This window comes from Argonema galeatum A003/A1 (assembly GCF_023333595.1).
Classification (GTDB): domain Bacteria; phylum Cyanobacteriota; class Cyanobacteriia; order Cyanobacteriales; family Aerosakkonemataceae; genus Argonema; species Argonema galeatum.
On the sequence record NZ_JAIQZM010000022.1, the window covers coordinates 85,682 to 107,868 of the forward strand.

At 44.8% G+C, this 22,187-nt stretch carries 24 protein-coding genes; 10 read left to right on the plus strand and 14 right to left on the minus strand.

The window, feature by feature from the left end; genetic code table 11:
• Positions 1-125 precede the first annotated feature (125 nt).
• The 3 genes from cysW to LAY41_RS21255 are packed head-to-tail and all read right to left on the minus strand — an operon-like array spanning position 126 to position 2,960.
• The gene (gene cysW / locus LAY41_RS21245) at positions 126-1,007 is read right to left on the minus strand and encodes a sulfate ABC transporter permease subunit CysW (RefSeq protein WP_249102684.1); all 882 of its coding nucleotides are present in this window, start codon (positions 1,005-1,007) and stop codon (positions 126-128) included.
• On the minus strand, positions 997-1,854 hold the full coding sequence (cysT, locus tag LAY41_RS21250) for a sulfate ABC transporter permease subunit CysT (protein ID WP_249102686.1): 858 nt from the start codon (positions 1,852-1,854) through the stop codon (positions 997-999). The genes cysW and cysT overlap by 11 nt, the downstream gene beginning before the upstream one ends.
• 29 nt (positions 1,855-1,883) lie before the next feature.
• Entirely contained in the window at positions 1,884-2,960 is a 1,077-nt protein-coding gene (locus LAY41_RS21255; RefSeq protein ID WP_249102735.1) for a sulfate ABC transporter substrate-binding protein, read from the minus strand.
• A gap of 384 nt (positions 2,961-3,344) precedes the next feature.
• Between LAY41_RS21255 and LAY41_RS21260 the strand changes: the two genes are divergently transcribed.
• From LAY41_RS21260 to LAY41_RS21270, 4 genes are all read left to right on the plus strand, one after another.
• Complete coding sequence (locus tag LAY41_RS21260; protein ID WP_249102689.1) at positions 3,345-4,151, plus strand: prohibitin family protein; 807 nt, start codon at positions 3,345-3,347, stop codon at positions 4,149-4,151.
• A gap of 483 nt (positions 4,152-4,634) precedes the next feature.
• The gene (locus LAY41_RS32990; RefSeq protein ID WP_476726991.1) at positions 4,635-5,003 is read left to right on the plus strand and encodes a DUF7980 family protein; all 369 of its coding nucleotides are present in this window, start codon (positions 4,635-4,637) and stop codon (positions 5,001-5,003) included.
• Positions 5,004-5,463: 460 nt separating this feature from the next.
• On the plus strand, positions 5,464-6,741 hold the full coding sequence (gene iscB, locus LAY41_RS21265) for an RNA-guided endonuclease IscB (protein WP_249102694.1): 1,278 nt from the start codon (positions 5,464-5,466) through the stop codon (positions 6,739-6,741).
• Between the two features lie 83 nt (positions 6,742-6,824).
• The gene (locus LAY41_RS21270; RefSeq protein WP_249102695.1) at positions 6,825-7,622 is read left to right on the plus strand and encodes a sulfite exporter TauE/SafE family protein; all 798 of its coding nucleotides are present in this window, start codon (positions 6,825-6,827) and stop codon (positions 7,620-7,622) included.
• Between the two features lie 124 nt (positions 7,623-7,746).
• Here the strand turns inward: LAY41_RS21270 and LAY41_RS21275 are convergent, their stop codons facing one another.
• The 5 genes from LAY41_RS21275 to LAY41_RS21295 form a co-directional block, all read right to left on the minus strand.
• Positions 7,747-8,175, minus strand: coding sequence for a YidH family protein (locus LAY41_RS21275; RefSeq protein WP_249102696.1), 429 nt, complete (start codon positions 8,173-8,175; stop codon positions 7,747-7,749).
• 152 nt (positions 8,176-8,327) lie between these two features.
• Positions 8,328-8,999, minus strand: coding sequence for a hypothetical protein (locus tag LAY41_RS21280; protein WP_249064784.1), 672 nt, complete (start codon positions 8,997-8,999; stop codon positions 8,328-8,330).
• Positions 9,000-9,140: 141 nt separating this feature from the next.
• Positions 9,141-9,797 (minus strand): cadmium resistance transporter, encoded by a 657-nt coding sequence (locus LAY41_RS21285; RefSeq protein WP_249102697.1) that lies wholly within the window; start codon positions 9,795-9,797, stop codon positions 9,141-9,143.
• A gap of 24 nt (positions 9,798-9,821) precedes the next feature.
• Positions 9,822-10,517: a cadmium resistance transporter gene (locus LAY41_RS21290; protein WP_249102698.1), complete on the minus strand. Its 696-nt coding sequence runs from the start codon at positions 10,515-10,517 to the stop codon at positions 9,822-9,824.
• A gap of 51 nt (positions 10,518-10,568) precedes the next feature.
• A complete protein-coding gene (locus tag LAY41_RS21295; RefSeq protein ID WP_249102700.1) occupies positions 10,569-12,032 on the minus strand; it encodes an APC family permease in 1,464 nt (487 codons plus the stop codon).
• Positions 12,033-12,320: 288 nt separating this feature from the next.
• On the opposite strand from LAY41_RS21295, the gene LAY41_RS21300 reads away from it, so the two are divergent.
• Entirely contained in the window at positions 12,321-13,250 is a 930-nt protein-coding gene (locus tag LAY41_RS21300; RefSeq protein ID WP_249102702.1) for a LysR substrate-binding domain-containing protein, read from the plus strand.
• Positions 13,251-13,381: 131 nt separating this feature from the next.
• Here the strand turns inward: LAY41_RS21300 and LAY41_RS21305 are convergent, their stop codons facing one another.
• A complete protein-coding gene (locus LAY41_RS21305) occupies positions 13,382-14,143 on the minus strand; it encodes an ABC transporter ATP-binding protein (RefSeq protein ID WP_275974312.1) in 762 nt (253 codons plus the stop codon).
• Between the two features lie 112 nt (positions 14,144-14,255).
• Complete coding sequence (locus LAY41_RS21310) at positions 14,256-15,470, minus strand: ABC transporter permease (RefSeq protein WP_249102704.1); 1,215 nt, start codon at positions 15,468-15,470, stop codon at positions 14,256-14,258.
• A 50-nt stretch (positions 15,471-15,520) separates the two neighbouring features.
• On the opposite strand from LAY41_RS21310, the gene LAY41_RS32865 reads away from it, so the two are divergent.
• Positions 15,521-15,661: a hypothetical protein gene (locus tag LAY41_RS32865; protein ID WP_420840337.1), complete on the plus strand. Its 141-nt coding sequence runs from the start codon at positions 15,521-15,523 to the stop codon at positions 15,659-15,661.
• Between the two features lie 65 nt (positions 15,662-15,726).
• Here the strand turns inward: LAY41_RS32865 and LAY41_RS21315 are convergent, their stop codons facing one another.
• Entirely contained in the window at positions 15,727-16,236 is a 510-nt protein-coding gene (locus LAY41_RS21315) for a pentapeptide repeat-containing protein (RefSeq protein ID WP_249102705.1), read from the minus strand.
• Positions 16,237-16,250: 14 nt separating this feature from the next.
• Here LAY41_RS21315 and LAY41_RS21320 point away from each other — a divergent pair, with 14 nt between their 5' ends.
• Entirely contained in the window at positions 16,251-16,784 is a 534-nt protein-coding gene (locus LAY41_RS21320) for a YraN family protein (protein WP_249102706.1), read from the plus strand.
• A 16-nt stretch (positions 16,785-16,800) separates the two neighbouring features.
• Here the strand turns inward: LAY41_RS21320 and LAY41_RS21325 are convergent, their stop codons facing one another.
• Positions 16,801-17,190 carry a hypothetical protein gene (locus tag LAY41_RS21325; RefSeq protein ID WP_249102707.1) on the minus strand — a complete coding sequence of 130 codons (390 nt, stop codon included), beginning with the start codon at positions 17,188-17,190 and terminating at the stop codon, positions 16,801-16,803.
• A gap of 328 nt (positions 17,191-17,518) precedes the next feature.
• Between LAY41_RS21325 and queA the strand changes: the two genes are divergently transcribed.
• Positions 17,519-18,697: a tRNA preQ1(34) S-adenosylmethionine ribosyltransferase-isomerase QueA gene (queA, locus tag LAY41_RS21330; RefSeq protein ID WP_338023037.1), complete on the plus strand. Its 1,179-nt coding sequence runs from the start codon at positions 17,519-17,521 to the stop codon at positions 18,695-18,697.
• Between the two features lie 24 nt (positions 18,698-18,721).
• Positions 18,722-19,663 carry a tetratricopeptide repeat protein gene (locus LAY41_RS21335; protein WP_249102709.1) on the plus strand — a complete coding sequence of 314 codons (942 nt, stop codon included), beginning with the start codon at positions 18,722-18,724 and terminating at the stop codon, positions 19,661-19,663.
• Positions 19,664-19,760: 97 nt separating this feature from the next.
• On the opposite strand, the gene LAY41_RS21340 is transcribed toward LAY41_RS21335, so the two are convergent.
• Positions 19,761-20,384 carry a Uma2 family endonuclease gene (locus LAY41_RS21340; protein WP_249102710.1) on the minus strand — a complete coding sequence of 208 codons (624 nt, stop codon included), beginning with the start codon at positions 20,382-20,384 and terminating at the stop codon, positions 19,761-19,763.
• Between the two features lie 121 nt (positions 20,385-20,505).
• Between LAY41_RS21340 and LAY41_RS21345 the strand changes: the two genes are divergently transcribed.
• The gene (locus LAY41_RS21345) at positions 20,506-20,661 is read left to right on the plus strand and encodes a hypothetical protein (protein WP_249102711.1); all 156 of its coding nucleotides are present in this window, start codon (positions 20,506-20,508) and stop codon (positions 20,659-20,661) included.
• A gap of 758 nt (positions 20,662-21,419) precedes the next feature.
• On the opposite strand, the gene LAY41_RS21350 is transcribed toward LAY41_RS21345, so the two are convergent.
• Positions 21,420-22,115, minus strand: a complete 696-nt coding sequence (locus LAY41_RS21350; RefSeq protein WP_249102712.1) for a potassium channel family protein — start codon at positions 22,113-22,115, stop codon at positions 21,420-21,422.
• Positions 22,116-22,187: the final 72 nt, after the last annotated feature.

The window sequence follows — 22,187 nt, forward strand, 5'->3', positions numbered from 1 at the left end:
TGAAATCTAAAATTTGAAATTAGCAAATCTGTCTCATTAGATATTTCCAAAAATTAAAGGTGCGTTACCTATAACCCTTGTAGAGACGTTGCATGCAACGTCTCTACATTTTTTTTTGGAGATGTCTATTCAACTTCTTTGATGCGGGTTTTACGTTCCAGAATTTCTTTCAGTACCAGGGTGACAAATGCCAAACCGGCGAGTAGTACGGCGGCTGAGAATGCGGCTTGAGTCTGGTATTGCTTGTAGGCTTCTTCTACAAAAAGCGGCAGGGTTTGAGTTTTGCCAGTGATATTACCAGATACGACAGAGACAGCACCAAACTCGCCCATGACTCTGGCATTAGTTAAAATCACACCGTAAAGCAAACCCCAACTAATATTGGGTAATGTGACGCGCCAGAATACTTGCCAGTCATTTGCACCCAAAGTTTTAGCGGCTTCTTCTTGTTCGGAACCAGCTTCTTCTAGAACGGGAATGACTTCGCGAGCGACAAAAGGCAAGGTGATAAAAGCACTCGCTAATACCATTGCAGGCATGGCAAAAACAATTTTAATGTTTGCCGCTTCTAGTAGTGGCCCAAACCAACCATTACGTCCGTAAAGTAGTACAATCATCAGTCCGGCTACGACTGGCGATACTGCAAAGGGGATGTCTAGAAGGCTAATTAGAAAGGTTCGACCGCGAAATTGATTGCGTGCAATTACCCAAGCGGCACAGAGTCCAAACACTGTATTTACAGGCACGACAATCAGAGCGATTACGAGAGTAAGCTGTACGGAATGGACAAAATTACGTTCCGTCAGGTTGTCCATAAAAGGCCCAAACCCTCCTTTAAATGCTTGTACAAAGACGTTGAGGGAGGGAACGAACAAGATTAGCGATAAGTAGGCGATCGCAACTGCGATCGCAACTACTTTTACCCAACCACGCTTCTCAGCTGATGAGGACGATCGCGAATCCGGCGAATCTGGCTGCAAAGAATGTCCCACTAAATTAGAGTTCATAACGTCGCCCCCAAGCTTGTAAAACGTTAATTGCGATTAGTATTAACAGTGAAATTCCCAACAGTACAACGCCAATCACTGTCGCGCCCGAATAGTCATACTGCTCCAATCGCTGGATAATCAGCACAGATGCGATTAAATCCTTATATGGAATGTTGGAAGCGACAATTACGATCGAACCGTATTCTCCAACAGCTCTAGCAAACCCCAGTGCGACACCAGTTAAAAGTGCTGGCATTAAGGGTGGCAAAACCACATGCCAAAACGTCTGCCATTGAGAGGCTCCCAATGACCAGGCTGCTTCTTCGATCTCCTTTTCCATTTGCTGCATTACAGGCTGCAAGGTTCGCACTACAAAAGGCAAGGAGATGAACAGCATTGCTACGCCTACCCCCAGGCGAGTAAACGCTACTTTAATTCCGAAAGGTGCTAGCAGGGAACCAATCCAGCCGTTTTCGCTGTAAACGGTTGCCAAAGTTAAACCAGCAACGGAGGTGGGTAAAGCAAAGGGTAAATCGATCGCTGCTTCAATTAACCGCTTGAAGGGGAAATCGTACCGGACTAAAACCCAAGCAATTAAAAAGCCAAACACTCCGTTGATTAAAGCTGCGATAAATGATGTGACAAAGGTGACATCATAAGTAGATAGAGCTATGGGACTGGTAGCAATTCGCCAAAAGTTAACCGGATTTTCTGTACTCGCTTTTAATATAAGCGCCGACACTGGTAGAAATAGCATTAGGGCAAGATACCCTATTGTAATTCGCCACGGCCAAGAGATATTGGTCAGCTGATACAGAAAGTTTTTCCTAATTGGAGTAGGTGCCGAAGAAACAGATACAGCCATAAGTAGTTATTTGTTGATTGGTGATTGATTTACTTGGCGGACTGAATTTTGTCAAAAACAGCCCCATCATCAAAAAAGTTCTTCTGGATTGCATCCCAACCACCCAAATCTTGTGCGGTGAAGAGAGTTTTGATTTTGCTAAATTGATTAGCTACTTCTTCTCCTACCGTGGGATCGACGGGTCGGAAGCCAACTTTAGTAAATTCGCGTTGAGCTTCTGGTGTGTAGAGAAACTTGACAAATGCTTCTGCAACTTCTCTGGTGCCGTGTTTATCAACGTTTTTGTCTACAACGGCGACGGGATTGTCGATCGAAATATTCACATCTGGCACTACGTAAGGAAGTTTCTCACCGTTTAGCCCAGCCAAAATAACTTCGTTTTCGTAGTTGATTAAAACATCTCCCTGACCTTGTTTGAAAAAGACATCGCTGGCTTCGCGAGCATCTTTGGGTAGCACGGGGACATTCTTGTAGACTTTGTTAACAAATTCCTGGGCTTTGGCATCGTCACCTCCAGTGCGGGTAATGGAACCCCATAAACCCAAGAAATTCCAGCGAGCGCCACCTGAAGTTTTGGGGTTAGCGGTAATGACTTTGACGCCATCTTTTGCTAAATCTGCCCAGGTTTGAATTTTTTTGGGGTTGCCGTCGCGGGTGACCAAAGCGGCGACGGATTTAGTTACGATCGCACCATTGGGAGCTTCGGTTTCCCAACCTGGTAGAATTAGTCCGGCTTGCTCAATTTTCTTAGTATCGAGCGCCAAGGCTAACGCCACCACATCCGCCTCCAAGCCATCAATCACAGCACGGGCTTGGGAACCAGACCCGCCATAACTCTGGTTGAAGGTAAGGTTTTGGTTGTGTTCCTGTTTCCACTTGGCTGTGAACTGGGGAATAATCTTTTCGTAAGCGGCGCGGGTGACTGCATAGGAAACCAGCGTCACTTCAACGTCCCCAGTTTTAGCCGCTGGGGTGGCACCACCACTTGATGTAGCGCTGGGATTAGAGTTGTTGCCAGAGCAGGATGCTAGAGCCGCACTCAAACTCACTCCCACCAAAAATAACGACACGAAGCCTTTTAGGGAAGCAAACTTTAACTTACCCATGCCCTGCTGTTCGCACCACTGTCCTATAAACCCTGATAATTCAGCGGCTCCACGAGTAGCCGACTCAGCTAAGGACTTGCCTTGTTTCTCGGTGCTATACCACAGACCCATCCAATGTTCTCCTTGTTAATCTACGGTTAATTGGTAGGAATACCGTATTTAATAGTTACAAGATTATATCCTAACCAGGTTCAGTCAAAAACGCAATGGGTATTTTTAGACGACGCTACCCAGTGGATACTTGTAGGCGCGACTGTTCTTAGCCCTTGCCCCGGCCCCATACCTTGTAGGTAAGGGGCCGGGGGCAAGGGTCATAGGGGTCAGGGGCAAAGGGGGTTAGGCTTTTGATTGCTGAATCGGTGTTCTAGAGCTAAGTCATTAGTCATGAAAAAAAGTAATGCTTTTTCCAGGGTTGGTAAGTTGACTTTAGTTGTATTGCTGCTAATTATTATCTTCACGCCCTTTACAATTGTAAATGCTGGAGAACGGGGCGTGTTGATGGAATTTGGTAACGTACAAAGGGTACTAGGAGAAGGAATTCACCCAATTATTCCCTTAGTTAATACCGTAAAAAAATTGAGCGTTCGCATACAAAAGCAGGATATATCCACTCAAGCATCCTCCAAAGATCTCCAGGATGTTTTCACCAATGTAGCTCTCAACTGGCATATTATTCCAGAGGAAGCAAACATTGTTTTTCAACAAATTGGTGCTGAGACAGAGGTTGTCGATCGCATTATCAAACCAGCGGTTGAAGAAGTGCTAAAGGCAGTAGTAGCAAAGTACACAGCCGAAGAAATCATTACTAAGCGGGAAGAACTTAAATCTGGTGTAGATAATTTATTGACCGCACGAATAAGTAACTATCACCTGGCAATTGATGATATTTCTCTAGTAAATATCCACTTCTCAAAACGCTTTAATGAAGCTGTCGAAGCGAAGCAAATTGCCGAACAGCAAGCAAAGCAAACAAGTTTTTTAGCGCAAAAAGCAACAAAAGAAGCAGAGGTAAAGGTTAATTTAGCTAAAGGAGAGGCTGAGGCACAAAGGTTGCTGCGCGAAAATTTGACTCCTGAAATACTGCTAAAGCAAGCCATAGATAAATGGAATGGGGATCTGCCTGTGGTTTTTGGTAATGACAGTGCAAAATTGTTGGATTTGAGGGAATTATTGATAGGTAGATCGAAGTAATTATAGCGGTTTGCAGTTGGATGAAGTACAGCCCAGAAACCCGGTTTCTATGTACGTTTCTCTGTACCTCACTCACTTGAAAACCGTTGTAATTTTTTCCCTTTCGCCAACCTGGCAATTACCCAGGGATAAGATAGACACGAATTTGCCAAACGATTAAGTATAATTACTCAGATAACTGGGAATAGGCAGAAGCCCAAGCAATCCGGGCAATCCCAAGATCGATCCTAATTTTCCCCTAGACATTTACTCAACCTTTGGATTAAACTACGGTAAGTCTAGCGAAATTATGTATTATGATCGATGTCAGAACAGTCAGCGAAAATCTGAGCAGCTACAGCAGGCTACACAAGACGAGTTCAAGTTCTTGCCCTGCCTGGATATTCTGGCCCAGAGGTAGGCAAGGCACAACGATACGCCATACCCCACAAAATAACCGTAGATTACCTGTATAGCTCTAACCCACTGAAACGGATAGAAGTCATGTCGAAAAAACTAAGGGGCGGATTTTTTCTGGTAATTGGATATTTGCTCTCACCACTATGTTGGTGGAATGATTTGATTTTCAATTTGCCAATAGCTTATTTTTTTGGCTATGTGTGTAGTTTGCTTTCCTCAGATTTACGCCTACCTTGCTCAATCTTAGGGTACTGGCTTTCCAACATTGCTGGGATTATATTGATGCAATTTGGATCTGTGGATGTTTTTCAAGGGCAACCCAAAGAGCGTAATCTTAAAAAAGAGCTATTGACGGGTCTAGTTTCCTCTACTGCTTACACCGTAATCATTTTGGCGTTGATGCAATTTAAAATTCTCGCAACTCCGGCCCTATTTCCTGTAAAGATTATGTGAAGCTGAGTAAGCAGTAAATCTGTCTAGTTACAATAGATTAAACCCACCAAAGTTTTTGCTAAGTAATCGTTATGTGCCTCAAAGTTGAAAAGCAGATGAACTGGTGGTAAAAGGTTTGGTCTACTGTTCGCTTAAGTTGTTGTGTTTTAGCACTAAAGCAGAAGCTTAATTCGAGTTGAAGCTTCTCCACTTAACACCCTGTAATAGGGCAACAGTGTCAGGAACCCAGGTCTAAAGACGCTGGGCTTGTAAGAGAAATCAAAACAAGCCGTCCTGACCAGCCTAAGACTTTCGAGGTCTACGTTTTTTGAGTCACGACACCTTGGAATGCAAAGCTAGTTCCCCGCTCTGTCATTTGCCGTTAAACAGTCTTAAGGTCACTGAGGCAGTGCTGCAAGTCTAAAAAGCTCTTAAAACATTGGCGAAGCTAACATTACGAGAAATCAGTAGAGACAAAACCATGTCTAACCAAAATTACGTTTTAGTCATTGATACCAACAAAAAACCTCTCTCACCGTGCCGTCCTGTAACGGCTCGCAAACTACTTCTGGCTAAAAAAGCTGCCGTTTTTAGACTGTTTCCATTTACGATTATTCTTAAAAAGGAGGTGGCGGAAAACCCTGAGCCAATTACCCTCAAACTAGATCCCGGCTCCAAAACGACTGGGATCGCTTTACTTCAAGAAAACAAAGTTATGTTTGGTGCTGAACTAACTCATCGGGGTCAAACGATAAAAGCAAGTCTTGAATCGCGTCGTTCACTACGTTGTTCTCGCAGAAGTCGCCATACTCGTTACCGACAAGCAAGATTTTTGAACCGTACCCGCCCTTATGGATGGCTAGCGCCATCATTGCAACATCGCGTTGAAACAACGATTACTTGGGTAAGCAAGTTCATTAAGTTTGCACCTATTAAATCAATTGTTCAAGAGCTTGTCCGATTTGACCTGCAACAACTAGAAAACTCTGAAATCTCAGGCATTGAGTATCAGCAGGGAGAATTACATGGCTATGAAGTTCGCGAGTATTTGCTTAACAAATGGGAGAGAAAATGCGCTTACTGTAGCGCAGAAAATGTACCGTTGCAGGTTGATCATGTTCATTCTAAAGCCAAAGGCGGATCTGACCGGATCTCTAATCTTTGCCTTGCTTGTGAGAAGTGCAACCAGAAAAAGGGAACCAAAAATATTGAGCAATTCCTTGCTAAAAAGCCGGACATTCTTAAGCGGATTTTATCTCAAGCGAAACGTCCCCTTAAAGATGCTGCGGCGGTTAACTCAACCCGATGGGCGCTGTTTAATCGGCTCCAAGAAACTGGCTTGCCTGTCTCAACTGGCTCTGGAGGACTGACTAAATTTAATCGCACTCGATTAAATTTACCTAAAACTCATTGGTTAGATGCTGCTTGCGTTGCTCAAGTTGAGTCATTGGAAGTACTAACAAGCAAGCCATTATTGATTAAAGCTAGTGGACATGGTACTCGTCAAATGTGCCGCACTGATAAGTTTGGCTTTCCATCTCGATACGTTCCTCGAAATAAATTCGTTAAGGGTTTTCAAACAGGTGACATTGTGAAAGCAATTGTTACATCAGGAAAGAAAATTGGTGAGTACGTGGGGCGTGTTGCGGTTAGGTCATCTGGCTCGTTTAACATTTATGCGTCAGAAACGGTGCAAGGAATTAGTTACAAATACTGCCAAATTGTTCATCGAAAAGATGGCTACAGTTACGCATTTTAAGATTCATGGCGCTTTATTACCGCTCGTGTTGCTTTCCTCTGGGCACGCTTCGTGACTGAGTTTCCCCCATACCGTATATTCCGATGAACTATTTATTACTTTCGGGTCTTAGCTTCGTAGTTGGCATCATAGTTGGTTTAACAGGAATTGGTGGAGCGTCTCTGATCACCCCGATGTTGATTTTCGTGTTCCAAGTACCGCCTTCGATCGCTGTCAGTTCTGATGTAGTGGCTGCCACTTTGATGAAGGTTGTCGGTGGTTTCAAGCACTGGCAGCAAAAAACACTCGATCTGCAAGTTGTCAAATGGCTGGCATTGGGAAGTGTTCCTGGGTCGCTGACGGGAGTGGGGATTTTATACATAATCAAACATAATGGGACTCTTAATCTGGATGACATACTGCTGCGCTTGCTGGGGATAATGATGCTGCTTGTCGCTTTGTCGGCGCTTGCACAATTGTTGTTGAAAAATTTTGTTCCTCAATTGCAGTTACCAGAACTACCCAAATTTGACTTAAAAACTAACGGCGGTCGTTTTCAGACGATTGGTATTGGATCTGTTTTAGGCTGTCTGGTCGGTTTGACTAGCGTGTCTTCCGGTTCGATGTTTGCACTCGTACTGATTGCCTTTTTCCGCCTTGACTCTCGTAAGTTGGTAGGGACAGATCTTTCACAGGCAGCCATTTTGTTGTTTTTTACTTCTCTGGGGCATTTGTGCCTTGGCACAGTTGACTGGAGTCTGGTATTGCCTATTTGGTTAGGCACGGTGCCGGGGGTGCTGGTGGGTGCCAAACTCTGCAAAATTACTCCTCAACCAGCACTCCGGCTTGTTATTTACACAATATTAGTGATGGTAAGCTGGAAATTAGTTTATCCGGCGTGAGCCTAGTGCCGCTACGCGGAAGTCAAAAGTCAAAAGTCAAAAATCAAAAATCTTTTGATTGTCAGACATTTAACTACTTCTGAACTAATGGGTTATTTCTGCCGCGCTGCACTAGAGAGAATTATCAGTCAGGCATAACGGGACTCATTGGACTGAGGGGTGCTGTGAAGACAAAATAGATAACTCCCGCACCCAGGATTAGTACCGCGAGGCTAAACAGGATCACCCAGCGATCGGCTGGTTCGTAAGTATCCTCGTCGATGTCGCGGCGGACGGCGAAGTAGTGCTGGGTGGAGAGCAAGACTGTCACTAAACCCACTAGAGAGAAGAGTAAACCTAATTTCCAGCCATTGCCGGGATGAGGGAGAAGGGGTGGGTGGAAGGCGCGAAGGCGGACGATGACGACGCCAAAACCCATGAGAGCGATCGCGCTACGCATCCATGCCAGATAAGTGCGTTCGTTCGCCAAGTGATCCCGCACTCGCGACGGATTCAGTCGTCCTTGCTTCTTCGTATTTGCCTCTACCTGCATGGATTTTAACTTTAACTGCATCAATAACACCCTTAATTTTTACTACTCTTCTTTAGTCAGGGTTACAGCCAAATTATCAGAGCTTTTCAGAGAGTTACTTCTGATTTTTTCGCGGATTTTGGCTGTAACCGTAATCACAAATACGCCTTCACAGTAGGACAAATGCGGGAACTTTAATCCTCGATATCCTCGTTCTGACTGGGAAGTGCATTTGGGACTCGTGTATCTATGAATGCTTGCGATACATTCGGTATAAACCAGTTGGCATCGCCTGCTTTCAATATTTTACTAGAAGGAACGTTGAATTCAACTATGCCTGTGTCGGGATTTTTCTTGAGAACTAAATTCGTTCCATCAGGTATCTTGACAGCAACAGCGCCCCTCAATTGTTGTCCATCCTGTCCTTCAACAGTTAAGTCTGTTAGTACTGCGTCATTAGGTACGTAAAATCCTTCGCAATCCCATTTCTCTTCAGTTGTCTGACCGTCAGCTAAAAAGTAAAGTGCATTTTCGTATTGTTCGCTGGATTTTTTTTGTTTCGGGCCGTATACAGCCACTGTCTTGCCTGTCTCGTTCCGGCACTGACTCCAGTTTATTCCTGATTCAAGAGTATATTTTTGAAACTCTAATTCATCGATTTTTTTCTGAATCTCCTCCGGTGTATAATTCTCTAATTGAGTTTGTCCCTCTTTCGCTTTCAAGAGAACATCTAGATTTTTAGTCACCTCTATGTATTCAGGATTTTTTGCAAATGATGGCTTTTTTGCATCTGCCCATGAAGGTTGTACAAACAGTAAATTTGCCGTTAATATCAACACCATTACCAGATATTTGATGATTTTCATAATTTTTGTCCTTGTCAAATTTAGCCAAAGTTTAACTTTGTAATTTAAATTTAATTCTTAAGTGTAATTTTGTCAAGCTGTGAGCAGCACTAAAAATTTAATTTGTTGCTTTTATCTTTTTCATTCCGATAAATTATGTAGCTATTGAAACTGGGGTAGCAGCCGATAAGTCCCGCTTTCTATGAGAATAAAAATTCCCAAGCCAATCAATACAAAGGGAACGATCGCTTTACCGTAGCGAGTTAAAACGCGAGCTACAACAGGCTGGCGGGTTAGCAGGTAAGCGATGTAGCACCAAACTCCGATGAGTAAAAAGAATACGCCCAAAATTACTGCCAAACTAGCAAGGTTGTTGCTACCAAACAACGGCACATAGATACCAATGTTATCTCCTCCATTGGCCAAGGTTACTGCTGCCACGTTATAAGTTTGGGGAGAAAGAAAACTAGCTAGTCTTGACACCATAGATGTATTGGATCTAGAGTGCTTAAATTCACTTGATACTGCCTGTACTTCCTCATCATTTTCCCGATTCACTAGGCGGCTGATCCCTATTAAAATGGGAAGTAACCCTAATATGCCAATCCAGGCTTTCGGCACAATTAAGCCACCAAAGAAACCAGGTAGACTGGCGAGAACGATCGCTGTAAAACCCAGATATTGACCAAGAACGATATGCCTGCGGCGGAAGGTAGCATCCACCTGCGCGAAAAAGAGCATCAAAATCACAACGTCATCGATGTTGGTCGCGGCAAAGGATGTTATTCCGGTAATAATCGCTTTGACAAGCCAATTCATTAGACTGTTGTTACCAAATTAATTTTACGCTTCTTCAGGCGATCGCTCACCCTTTTTAACCAACCCCATCAAACAGAGACTAGCAGCAACTAAAGCTAGGGGATTCAAAGAGTGATTTTCCAACACGATGAAAATCCCTAAACCAATCAAAACAAAAGGAACAAGAGTATTGCCGTAACGAGTCAGGATGTCAGCTACAGCAGGCAGTCCGGTTAATTTGTAAGCAGTGTAGCACCAAACTCCTACCAGCAGAAAGAATACGCTTAAGATTACCAGAAGACTCGTTAAGCCACTGTTGGCAAACAACGGCACGTAGATGCCAATATTGTCACCACCATTGGCAAACGTAACAGCTGCCACACCGTAAGCTTGGGGAGAAAGAAAACTGGCAATTCCAGAATAGTCAGACTGCTCTGTTTCTGACTTGACTTCATCCTCAGAATCGCTTTCTGGATTAAGCAAGCGACCCAACCCTATGGCAATTGGCACCAAGCCAAGCAATCCAATCCAGCGGTCTGGTAGGATTAAACCACCAAAGAAACCGGGAAGGCTAGCCAGGACAAGTGCCGCGAAACCTAAATACTGGCCGGTAACGATATGCCGATGACGGAACACCGCATTTACCTGGGAGAAAAACAGCAGCAGGATAACGATATCATCGAGGTTGGTTGCTGTAAAGGCCACTAAGCCTGTGGGAATTGCAGTTACTAATTCGCTCATTTTGAAAAATCCTTGTTTTCACGCTCGATTATCAGCCATTACTCATTAGTCCTACAAAAGGCGATCGGTTTCGTCGAATCTGACGTGAATTGCATCAATCGATCGCTTCATTCTCCCGATCATTTTTGGAGAACGCCGCTTTTGGATGATAAACCATCCACAACCAGCAATTAAGTACAGCAAGAACACAAAAGGAAACGCATTGTAAGGAGATTCGGGAACTGGGAAAAGATTGCTACCGGGAATACCTACCGTACCCACAACGGGAATCAGCATAAAAGCAACTCCCAAAACCGAAAAGACTATATCTAATAGCCGCAGTTTTTTCAGTCGATACAGGTAAACTGGGGCAGCAATGGAAATCAGAATATATACCAGCAAAAATCCGTAGGTACAAATCGTTCCCGTGTAGGCCATACTCTCAAACAGCTTGACACCAAATAGGGACAGAGAAGCTGGCACCAGAAACATAATCAGCGCTGACATGGTGACAGCAATGTGGGGCGTTTTGTTTGACGAATGTGCTGCACCGACGGAAGTGTGAAACAAACCGTGACGGGCCATCATGAAGAATACCCTGGCTGCCGGATTGATACTGCCGAGAACGCAAGCGAAGAACGAGAGCAATGCGCTGATACTAATTAGCTCTCCTAATAAACCTACTCCGGCTTGGTGAGCCAGAACTGTCAGAGGCTCTTCAGTGTCGGCAAGGGATACAGAAAGGCCGCTAAAACCAAGCACCTCAATAAAAGCGGTCATAATGAAGAATAGACCTGCCAGGAGAGTGCTTTGAATTACTGATTTAGGGATACTTTTGAGCGGGTCTTTCGCCTCATCACCCAACGACGTGGCACTTTCAAAACCAGAGAAGCCGAAGACAACGAGGACAAGTCCCATCGCTACTCCGCCTGGGGTGGCTCCATACAGGGTAATTTGAGCCATATCCAGCGCGAAGCCTTTTTGAGCCCAAACAATTAGCGCCAAAATTAGGATTAAGCCAACAGATACTCCTTCCAGCAAGAGCATCATCGTCGCTGAGAGGCTGATGTCTTTGTAGGCCATATACCAAGCTATGCCAGCGCCGATCGCTAACATCGTAATTGGGGAAGGATGGATGCCTATGTGACCTATCAAGACAGCGCCAAAGTGGGCAAAACCGCACAGAGTTGCCGTCCCTGTAAACAAATAAGCCAGAACCAAAGCCCAACCGCAGAGGACGCCAGCCGTGGGGCCAAGACCTTTAACGATATAGGAATATAGGGAACCTGGAGAAGCCGATCGGCGGGCGAATTGGTTGATGTTGACGCTGACAAATACCAACCCGATCATGCCGATCAGAAAACTCAGCCAGGTGCCGTTTCCCGCAGCGGCAAATATCAAAGCTAAATTTGCTGCTGGTGTTGTCGTGGGTGCGATCACGGCAATTGATTGTGCCAAGACTTCTCTGTAGGACAGGCATTCTGGCTTTAAGCCGTGAGCGCTCTGATTCTGATTTAGATGTATTTCACTGGTCATACAGCAATTTCTCGCTTACAGATTTCCAAGCTTGGGGACAGCGACTCCGCAAAGGGGCGGGTACAATGACTCCAAAAAGCCTGCACTTTTAAGCGATCGCGTATTGCATATCGCTTTTCGGCTCGAATTGAACTTGCAGGCACTGCCTCAGTTCAACTCCGTGCAAAAGGCTAGTTTTTACTTTAGGGAACCTCACCGATAGAATCAAATGTTCTTTTTTGTTATATTAATAAATTAAAGTGATTAACATTTTTACACCAAGTTTCACGGACACCTCAAATGGCGGGAATGACCCTCGACCAGTTGCGCGTTTTTCTGGCTGTGGCAGAACACCTCCACTTTACCCGTGCGGCAGAAACGCTGTACATTACCCAACCAGCGGTCAGTGCAGCGATCCAAAACTTAGAGGAAGAATATGGAATCAAACTCTTCCATCGTATCGGTCGGCACATCGAGATTACTGAGGCTGGGAAGTTGCTACAAGTGGAAGCGCAGAAAATTCTCGACCAAGTTACCCTCACCGAACGCGGGTTGCGGGAATTGAACAATTTGCAACGGGGCGAGTTGAAATTGGGATCGAGTCTGACAATTGGTAATTACTGGTTACCCAACAAAATTGGCGAGTTTCAGCGGCGATATCCCAGTATTTCTGTTAACTGCTCTCTCGCCAATACAGAAGATATTTGTGTAGGAACGGCGACGGGACAGTTCGATTTGGGTTTGGTGGAAGGCGTAGTTAGCCCATCGCTTAAGAGTACTTTAGAGCAAGAAATTGTGGGCAGCGATCGCCTCGTAATTGTTGTCGGCAAATCTCACCCTTGGTTTGAGCGTGTAGAAATTTCCTTAACGGAACTAGCTACAACAGATTGGGTGATGCGAGAGTCCGGTTCTGGAACACAGCAAAGGTTTGAAGAAGCCTTACAAAATTGGGAAATCGAGCTTAGCCAATTAAATATAATTTTAATTTTGAATAGTGGGGAGATGGTGAAGGCAGTTGTTGAGAATGGTGTGGGCGCAACTGCTATTTCCGAATTGATGGTAGAAAAAGAACTACAACTTGATACTTTGCGTACCGTTCAAGTTATAGATAACAGATCGGGATATAGCACTATCATTGAAATATGCCGCCCCTTTTTGAAGCTGAAGCATCGGCAGCGTTTTCAGACTCGCCTCTCCAAAACTTTTGAAAGCCTGTTGACTTTAAGTGCGGCTGAATAATGGCTCTTCCGTACTTACTATGCTATTTGGGCAGAGGGGCAGAGGAGCAGAGGAGCAGAGGAGAGGAGAAAAGAAATAAAAATGTTCTTAAGTGAACAAAAGCATAGCAACTCCGAAAGAGCCTAAAATATTCAAGATACGGCAAGTTGGTTAATATCCTCTGGCTTCAAATGCGAGTGCAAAACCTCACCATCGCGGAACCAAACAATGCGACGAGTTTGACGGGCTACATCGGGTTCGTGAGTCACCATCACAATAGTAATACCGCTTTCATTCAATTCTGTAAAGATGTCCATTACTTCCTGGGTTGTTTTGGAATCCAAAGCACCTGTTGGTTCATCTGCTAATAGTAAGACGGGGCGATTGACGATCGCACGCGCGATCGCCACCCGTTGCTGCTGTCCCCCAGAAAGTTGATTTGGCTTATTGTTGAGTCTGTTGGCTAATCCGACCTTTGTGAGTGCTTCCACAGCGCGATCGCGTCTTTCTCCAGGTTTAACACCCGCATACACCATCGGCAGCATCACATTTTCCACAGCACTCAACTGCGCCAAGAGGTGAAATTGTTGGAACACAAATCCCAACTTGATATTGCGAATGCGGGCTAACTCGGAGTCTCCCAGTTGCGACACATCCACGCGATCGAGGTAATAGTGACCGCTGGTGGGCCGATCGAGACAGCCGATAATATTCATAACAGAAGACTTACCCGATCCAGACGCCCCCATAATAGAGCAATACTCGCCTTGTTCCACCGTTAGACTGGCATCCCGAATCGCATGAACTAGAGTTTCGCCCATGCCATAGACTTTGGAAATGTTTTCCAGGCGAATAATTACTTGTTTAAATTCAGTGCTGAGTGCTTCGGATGCCGTGCTGAGTTGGTTTTGCATTTTTAATGTTTAACAATCAAATTAGGAATAAAAGACCATTGAAAATTTAAGATTTCAAATTTAATAAATTTGAATGATTTGAAATTTGCCATCTTAAATTTTAAATTCCCCTTCACGCGCTTCTCAAAGCGACAATTGGATCGAGTTGAGCAGCGCGTCGTGCTGGCACAACACCAAAGAATAAACCGATACCGCCAGAAACGCCGACAGCAATTGCGATCGCAACTGGCGAAATACCTGCCTTCAAAGGAGTCACGGCACCCACTAACATGATACCGCCAACGCCAATAAAAGTGCCCAGGATGCCACCAGCAGCCGACAAAATGATTGCTTCAATCATAAACTGAATGAGGATATCTTGCTGAGTAGCGCCAATTGCCTTACGCAATCCAATCTCCTGGGTGCGTTCGGTAACGGAGACGAGCATAATATTCATAACGCCAATACCACCGACAAATAGCGAGATACCTGCGATCGCAGCCAGCATCAACGTCAGCGCCCCACTAATAGTGCCGACAATCGTCAGAACATCTTTCTGAGTTCGGACAGTAAAATCATCCTCAGTAGTAATTTTGTGCCGCAGACGCAGCAGGTTAGATATTTGAAATTGAGCCGCCCCAATGCTATTCTCATCCTTAGCCGAAACCGAGATAAACGATACTTCTAAACCATAGGGAGAAGTCCGCCCGATAATGCGGTTAGCCGCTGTTGTCAGCGGTATATAAACAGTATCATCCTGGTTACTTCCCAGGAAAGATCCTTTTGATTCCATCACCCCAATAACTAAAAAACTAATATTTTTGATCCGTACCCGTTCGCCGATCGAGTTGTTGCTGCCAAAGAGTTTTTTGACTACATCTGGCCCCAAAATAGCCACCTGGGTATTTCCCTTCACATCTTGGTTGCTAAAAAACCGTCCTTTGGCAACATTAAAGCTGCGTACTGGCAGAAATTCTGGCGTCACACCCATAATCTGTGTGTTGGTATTTTTGTTGCTGTAGGTAACAGATTGTCGGGTTTGGATCTGAGGTGCAACCCCGCCGACGGAAGGTACTTGACGGACGATCGCTTCTGAATCTTCTAGCACCAGAGTCTTTGGAACATCCCGGTTCCTTTGAGCATTCTGATTGCCTGGAATGATAAACAAAACGTTAGGGCCAAGGGACTCAAATTGCTCGGAAGCCAACTTCTGGGCACCCTGTCCAATTCCCACCATTGCAATCACTGAAGCATTGCCAATGATAATGCCCAACATGGTGAGGCTGCTACGGAGTTTGTTAGCTACCAATGTTGTGGTAGCCATTTTAATGCTTTCTAAAATATCCATCTTTCGATTTGGTCAGTGGTCAGTGGTCAGTGGTCAGTGGTCAGTGGTCAGTGGTCAGTGGTCAGTGGTCAGTTGTCAGTGGTCAGTTGTCAGTGGTCAGTTGTCAGTGGTCAGTTGTCAGTTGTCAGTCGTCAGTTGTCAGTGGTCAGTGGTCAGTGGTCATTCTCTCCTCCAATCCCCTTTTTGAATGAGTGACTTTTGAATGAGTGACTTTTGAATGAGTGACTTTTGACTTTTCTAGCCCCTAGCCCCTTTTTTAGCGGCAATCTAGAGTATCGCGGGTATTGCGTCCCGTAACGGGATTAGTGCCTTTAGCAACTGCACAAAGCAACCTTTGCTGATTGTCACGCAGGAAAACATCAGTGAAATCAGCACCGTCAACGATCGCGCGATCGAACTTGGCATTAAAAGCAAAAGCCCCTTCCAGCACAGCATTAGTTAAATTAGCGCCCTTGAAACGGGCATTGTCCACAGTAGCATTCGTGAGATCGGCTCCCTCTAAATTAGCCGATTCTAGATTAGTCCCGAAAAGACTTACTCCCCGCAAATCAGTATGGCTCAAGTTACTGTTGCGGAGATTGGCGTGGTTGAAAGCAGAATCTGTCAGCACCCGCCCAGACAAATCGAGGCCAACAAGCGTTTCTTTGGTATAATCTGTGGCCCAGGCCGAGTTAGCGATCGCTCCAAAACCTGTTAAGCAGACCGCTACCCAAAGCCATAAACTGAGTAATATTCTCGAAATCCGATTGTTTAACCTAGAATTCATGCTCGTACCAGTTGATGGCAAACCATTCTGTATCTCATTATCCCAATATTGGTGCATTAGGTGAAGACCTGGTTGCCCAATGGTTGCTATCGCAAGGCGCGGTTATTCTCCATCGCCGCTGGCATTGCCGTTGGGGAGAATTGGACATCATCGCCCAACAAGAACCAGCGGATTTGGTGTTTGTAGAAGTCAAAACTCGCAGTCGGGGAAATTGGGATGCGGATGGTCTGCTGTCGATTACATCGCAAAAACAAGCTAAACTTTGGCAGGCTGTTCAGTTATTTTTATCTGTACATCCAGAGCTAGCAGATAACCCGTGCCGATTTGATGTAGCTTTGGTTAGATGTCAACGGCTAGCTGAGGAATTATCCCATAATTTAAACTTTGAGGCAAGCAATATTTCCGGCTTTGAGCCCCCATCCGCAGCCCAGCAAAAAGAGAGCAATGTTGGGCAATCTCCCTTCATGCTGGAGTCAGCTGCACACATAGCAGGATATCGACTTGTCTTGCAGCAGTATATTCAGGGCGCATTCGATTTTAGTTATTAAATCTAAAACCTAGAAATTAGGCGAGGGTTTCTGGACAATATCCCAACCCATTGACAAATTGGCGACGAAATGCGTCGATTTCTTCGCGATCGGGTTTACCGTGAGAAACTACTGCTACCTGATAGCGACGCATTACCTCAATAGGTGACTGTCCGGCATCCAAACTCCAAAGGGCCATTTTTACGCGAACTTCTGGTTGGTAGGGAATTCCTAATTCGTTTAGGTAAGCCCGAAAGTCTCCATGCTGTTGTGGGTCTAAAGTAGATTTCATTTTCACCTTCACCACCCAGCCATCAATTTGATGTAAAACCGTTACCGAGTGAAAGGGAAATTGGCGATTTGCGTGCAAGTACTCAACTATTCTTTGGGTGAGACTGGCATTCGCGAGGAAATATATGTATTCCATAAATTTAGTTGGGGGGGGGAGTAGCGAATCTTATACCTATATTGTTGCGAGGAGTATGTATTTATAGATAGGGGAGAAACCCCCAAGCTTGACTGGGGAGATTTACCCAATTTTCAACAAAAATGTATATATTTATTACAAAAATATACTATATAATACCTAAAAGAGAAAAAACTTTACTAAACTGGTTTTTCTTCAGCGCGATCGCATTATCAAGACGTTTTATATTAAGTTAAATTAACAATATTTTTTTAACTCGGCCACCAATACCCCTTTGCGCGATCCCACATTCGATTCCCATCAGTCCTTCCTACGTTCCCAAGCCCCGGTGCAAAATCCAAAATCGATACCATCCCCCAACCCAGCTGCTAAAAATCACGATGAAGATTTCTCATTAGCAGCCTATGACTACGAACTCCCAAAAGAGCGAATTGCACAAAATCCCGCGTTCCCAAGGGATATAGCTCGCTTGCTGGTGGTAGACTCACCTGTTGGGCACAGTCACCGCATATTTCGCGATTTACCGAACTTACTGAGACCTGGGGATTTGCTGGTACTGAATGACACTCGCGTCATCCCTGCCAGACTTTACGGTTGCAAACCCAGCGGCACACCAGTAGAAGTGTTGCTGTTGGAAGAACTAGAAAACAACTGCTGGTTAGCTTTAGTGAAGCCAGGTAAACGCTTACAGCCCGGAGATCAAATTTTATTTGAACCGCAAGAGAATTCTCAATTCCCAAGTGAAAATCCCAAATCCCAAATCCCAAATCGATTGAGTGCGACGATACTGGCTAAAAATGATACCATTGGCGGACGAATTTTGCAATTTGAACTGCCGGAAGGAGGATTTCTAAATGAAATTTTGCCCCAATTCGGTCATGTGCCTTTACCTCCTTACATTAAATATTCACAATCGCAGCCAGAGCAGTACCAAACCGTTTATGCCTCTAGACCGGGGGCGGTAGCAGCTCCTACAGCTGGGCTGCACTTTACGACAGAGTTACTGACGCGGTTGCAGGAACAAGGAATTGGGCAAGCATACGTGACGCTGCACGTCGGGGTAGGAACGTTTCGACCAGTAGAAGTGGAGGAGATTACAAACCACAAAATGCACTCCGAGTGGATGGAGGTATCAGCAGAAACGGTGGCGCAAATCCGCGAGACTAAAGCCAGAGGAGGTCGGATTATTGCGGTGGGAACGACGGCGGTACGGGCTTTGGAAGGCGCTGCGGCTGACGGTGAATTGCAACAATTTTGCGGCAAAACCGATATATTTATCTATCCCGGCTACCAGTGGCGCGTGGTGGAGGGACTGATTACTAATTTTCACCTGCCTCGCTCAAGCTTACTGATGCTCGTTAGTGCCGCGATCGGGCGTGAGCGCCTGCTATCTTTGTATCAGGAAGCGATCGCGTGCGAATACCGCTTCTATTCTTTTGGCGACGCCATGTTGATTTTGCCCGAAGCTAAGAGTACAGTGTTCTCAAAAGGTTTTGGTGCCTCATAGCCCTTGGAAACAGGTCTTGCATAAATGTTTAAAAAGCACCCCTCGATCTATATAGTTGCCGCCGTTATCGGTTTTGGTTTTACACCCCTGGTACTACTAACCGAGGCTGCTAAAGCTATACCAGAAGCAGTCCAAGGCATTGTTACGCAGGATCTGGAGGCGGCTGGTTACTTCCAACTAGGAGTCAATCGTTACAACGACAGAGACCTTGACGCCGCCGCAGTCTCGTTTCGCAAAGCACTTGAGCGAGACCCCAGAATTTCTATAGCTCACTATTATCTGGCAAATATTTTCAACGAAAAAGGCCGAACTGGGGAGGCTATAGCTGAATACCAGCAAGCGATTAGCACGAACCCCAATTTGGAAGAAGCTCATTATAATTTGGGAGTGATTTACGATCGGCAAGGTCAAGTACAAGATGCTCTAGCTGCATACGATCGCACCCTTGGCATCAATCCCGAAAATGCCAATGCTTATTACAACTTGGGAGTGATTTACGATCGGCTGGGGCAGCTAGACGAGGCGAGCGTCGCCTACAGGCAAGTAATTCGACTGGCTCCCAACAATGCCAATGGTTACTACAATTTAGGAATTGTCCTAGAAAAGCAAGGCCAACTGGAAGCGGCAGCATCTGCATACCGAACAGCAGTTCGCATCAATCCCAACTTAGCGGCGGCTCACAATAGCTTGGGGAATATCTTAAGCAGACAAAACCAGCCAGAAGAGGCGATAGTCGCATACAGAGAAGCTATTCGCCGCCAGCCAAACGACGCATCTGCTTACTATAACTTGGGCGTTATTTTGTACTATCAAGATCGGCTCAAGGATGCCGTCACTCCCCTTAAGAGAGCCAGGGATTTATACAGAGTCCAAGGTAACACTGACAAAGCCGAACAAGTCGATCTATTAATCCAACAAATTGACGTGCTGCGAAAACAACCGAGAACTCCGGCAAGAACACAATGAAGGAAGTTATGCCGCGCTAATCTAAACGATGCAGAGTCTGTCATGGACTAATCGGGCTTGACCAAGTACCTAATGCTTCTAAAGCAGGAATGATATGCTAAACTTCAGTCATGGCAACGATTTGAGCGATCGCTAATGCCAACTGAGGAAAAGTTGGAGAAACAATAGTAGCTTCTCCTTGATATCTCTGTGCCTGATATTCACCATCGATTAAGCGGTTGACAGTCACCGTAGGCTGTTTTGGAGAGCCAATATACTGAACGCCTCCCAACCCTGCATAATCAACTATCCAATACTCCAGAATTCCTAAAGTTTCATACTCATTCAATTTGATGCGGTAATCATCCCGCCAATTAGTACTGACGACTTCTATAACCAAGGGAGGTGGAATATAAGCAGCAGCAGAGGCAGAACTTTGACGCATTCTGACCCATTCTTCCTTGGCAAACACCACAATGTCGGCTTTACGACTCGATTCACTTTCGCCAGGGGCAGCGTTCAATCTGACTTGTTTACTTTGTCGAGGAACGTAGGGAAGGTTCAAGGATTGGCAATGCTCCACCAAGAGACGACATAATCCATCGACGACATCCTCATGTTTGGCAGTGGGTTCACTCAGGGGTATGGCAACTCCATTGACTAGCTCGAATGACTTGCCAGAGCCGTCATCCCAGTTGAGAAATTCCTCGAAGGAAAGGGTTTTTTGGGCGATCGCAATCATTGATATTAACCTTTTGCGTAGGTTGGCTCTCTATAAGGCAATGAGTTTTAGGGATGCTTTGATATTATATGTATTATACTACCTCAACTATAATCTTTGCCGAAGCTTCGGAGTAAAAAATATGCGATCGCAACACGATCCACACATTTATACTGCTGTAATTAAAGATAGAAGCTATGGTATGGGCGAGGAATTTTTAATCGAAACATCTATAGGAATTAAATTTCAAAGTAGCCAAGAAATCAAAGATTTTTGGCAAAATATAGCTAGGGACTAGGGGCTAGGGGCTAGGGACTAGGGAAGAGGGAAGAGGGAAGAGGAAAAAGCTTACTCTGTAAGAGATTATGGACTAAAGGTAACAGTTGGAGTTGCCTTAATCGCCCTGGCGGTTGCTATATTAGTTTTCAAAAGCTATTACCAAGCGGGTCTTTTTTCCAAGGTTCATACAGTTTCCAAAAAGATACTTACGATGATTGGGTATCAATAAACAATCAAAAATACTCATTAGGAGCGTGGGTAGAAAATAATAAAATTACTCTAATTTCTCAAGGATCATACGACCAATGGGATGTAAACAAATATAGCAACCGCCAAGGCAGTTAGGGCAACTCCAACTCTTACCTCTGGTTCATAATCCCTTACGGAGTAAGCTTTTCCCTCTTCCCTCTTCCCTCTTCCCTAGCCCCTAGCCCCTAGCCCCTAGCCCCTAGCCCCTAATCCCTAGCTATATTATCCTTATCGTAGTTTTTACTGGCTGAGTAGACCGGGATTTTCTCAAGATTTTTCACTAGCATTAATCAAGATATCCTGTTATTGTCCGGGTTCCCATGATTTTGGGAGCCTTCTTTATTTAGAAAGAAGTGACAAACAATGGCAAATCAAATCATCTTATGGTTTGTACAACCAGTAAAAGGTATTGATAAATCCTCCCACCACTGTGGAAATTCATTAGTATATTCTATCTCCCAAGTCACACTACTAATTTAGCTATCTAATGTTTTGAGACAAGATTTTGTCGTCATAACCTTTTTGAGTTCAAATTGGCAAGCGGTTGATGTCTTTGTTCGAGCCAATTACGACCATCGCAGATCCTTTGGAAAGCCGCCTGTTGGGATCGGGATTAATCTCAAATTTGCCATCGTGGCTTACTGCTAGCATATTCAAACCATAACGGGTGCGGAGTTTTAGTTCGGCGATAGTTTTGCCGTGAAATTCATCTGGAACAATAAGTTCCACAATACTGTTTTCGTTATCCAAGTCAAAACGGTCTAAAATAGCTGGCTTGGTGAGCGATCGGGCCAGGGCACAACCCGCCTCATGTTCTGGATATATGACATGATCTGCTCCCACGCGCTTCAATAGTTTAACATGGACTTCTGAAGAAGCTTTCGCCACAACATGAGGCACCTTACCCTCCTTCAAATTCAACGTAGTAATGATGCTTTCTTCTATATAATTACCAATAGCAACGATAACTGTATCAAACTCTAAAATCCCCCCTTCTTTCAGCGCTGCTGGTTCGGTTGAATCCAATTGTACCGCATGAGAAACTAGCTGATCTGTTAAAGCTTGGGATACTCGTTTTTCATCAAGGTCAGTCCCTAAAACTTGGTATCCCATGCTGTGCAGCGATGAACATACGGCTCGACCGAAGCGTCCTAAGCCAATCACTGCAAACTGTTGATTGTCTTTACGCAGACTCCGAAAAAAACCTAACGATGACAAACTCATATCAATACCATTTTAGTTATCAGTCATTGGCAAAAGACAATTGCTGACTACAGTTTATCAGGTAAACGATCG

Coding starts and splice junctions, on each gene's coding strand:
- cysW (WP_249102684.1), bottom strand. CDS start 1,007: ATGAACTCTAATTTAGTGGGACATTCTTTGCAGCCAGATTCGCCGGAT.
- cysT (WP_249102686.1), bottom strand. CDS start 1,854: ATGGCTGTATCTGTTTCTTCGGCACCTACTCCAATTAGGAAAAACTTT.
- LAY41_RS21255 (WP_249102735.1), bottom strand. CDS start 2,960: ATGGGTAAGTTAAAGTTTGCTTCCCTAAAAGGCTTCGTGTCGTTATTT.
- LAY41_RS21260 (WP_249102689.1), top strand. CDS start 3,345: ATGAAAAAAAGTAATGCTTTTTCCAGGGTTGGTAAGTTGACTTTAGTT.
- LAY41_RS32990 (WP_476726991.1), top strand. CDS start 4,635: ATGTCGAAAAAACTAAGGGGCGGATTTTTTCTGGTAATTGGATATTTG.
- iscB (WP_249102694.1), top strand. CDS start 5,464: ATGTCTAACCAAAATTACGTTTTAGTCATTGATACCAACAAAAAACCT.
- LAY41_RS21270 (WP_249102695.1), top strand. CDS start 6,825: ATGAACTATTTATTACTTTCGGGTCTTAGCTTCGTAGTTGGCATCATA.
- LAY41_RS21275 (WP_249102696.1), bottom strand. CDS start 8,175: ATGCAGTTAAAGTTAAAATCCATGCAGGTAGAGGCAAATACGAAGAAG.
- LAY41_RS21280 (WP_249064784.1), bottom strand. CDS start 8,999: ATGAAAATCATCAAATATCTGGTAATGGTGTTGATATTAACGGCAAAT.
- LAY41_RS21285 (WP_249102697.1), bottom strand. CDS start 9,797: ATGAATTGGCTTGTCAAAGCGATTATTACCGGAATAACATCCTTTGCC.
- LAY41_RS21290 (WP_249102698.1), bottom strand. CDS start 10,517: ATGAGCGAATTAGTAACTGCAATTCCCACAGGCTTAGTGGCCTTTACA.
- LAY41_RS21295 (WP_249102700.1), bottom strand. CDS start 12,032: ATGACCAGTGAAATACATCTAAATCAGAATCAGAGCGCTCACGGCTTA.
- LAY41_RS21300 (WP_249102702.1), top strand. CDS start 12,321: ATGACCCTCGACCAGTTGCGCGTTTTTCTGGCTGTGGCAGAACACCTC.
- LAY41_RS21305 (WP_275974312.1), bottom strand. CDS start 14,143: ATGCAAAACCAACTCAGCACGGCATCCGAAGCACTCAGCACTGAATTT.
- LAY41_RS21310 (WP_249102704.1), bottom strand. CDS start 15,470: ATGGATATTTTAGAAAGCATTAAAATGGCTACCACAACATTGGTAGCT.
- LAY41_RS21315 (WP_249102705.1), bottom strand. CDS start 16,236: ATGAATTCTAGGTTAAACAATCGGATTTCGAGAATATTACTCAGTTTA.
- LAY41_RS21320 (WP_249102706.1), top strand. CDS start 16,251: ATGGCAAACCATTCTGTATCTCATTATCCCAATATTGGTGCATTAGGT.
- LAY41_RS21325 (WP_249102707.1), bottom strand. CDS start 17,190: ATGGAATACATATATTTCCTCGCGAATGCCAGTCTCACCCAAAGAATA.
- LAY41_RS21335 (WP_249102709.1), top strand. CDS start 18,722: ATGTTTAAAAAGCACCCCTCGATCTATATAGTTGCCGCCGTTATCGGT.
- LAY41_RS21340 (WP_249102710.1), bottom strand. CDS start 20,384: ATGATTGCGATCGCCCAAAAAACCCTTTCCTTCGAGGAATTTCTCAAC.
- LAY41_RS21345 (WP_249102711.1), top strand. CDS start 20,506: ATGCGATCGCAACACGATCCACACATTTATACTGCTGTAATTAAAGAT.
- LAY41_RS21350 (WP_249102712.1), bottom strand. CDS start 22,115: ATGAGTTTGTCATCGTTAGGTTTTTTTCGGAGTCTGCGTAAAGACAAT.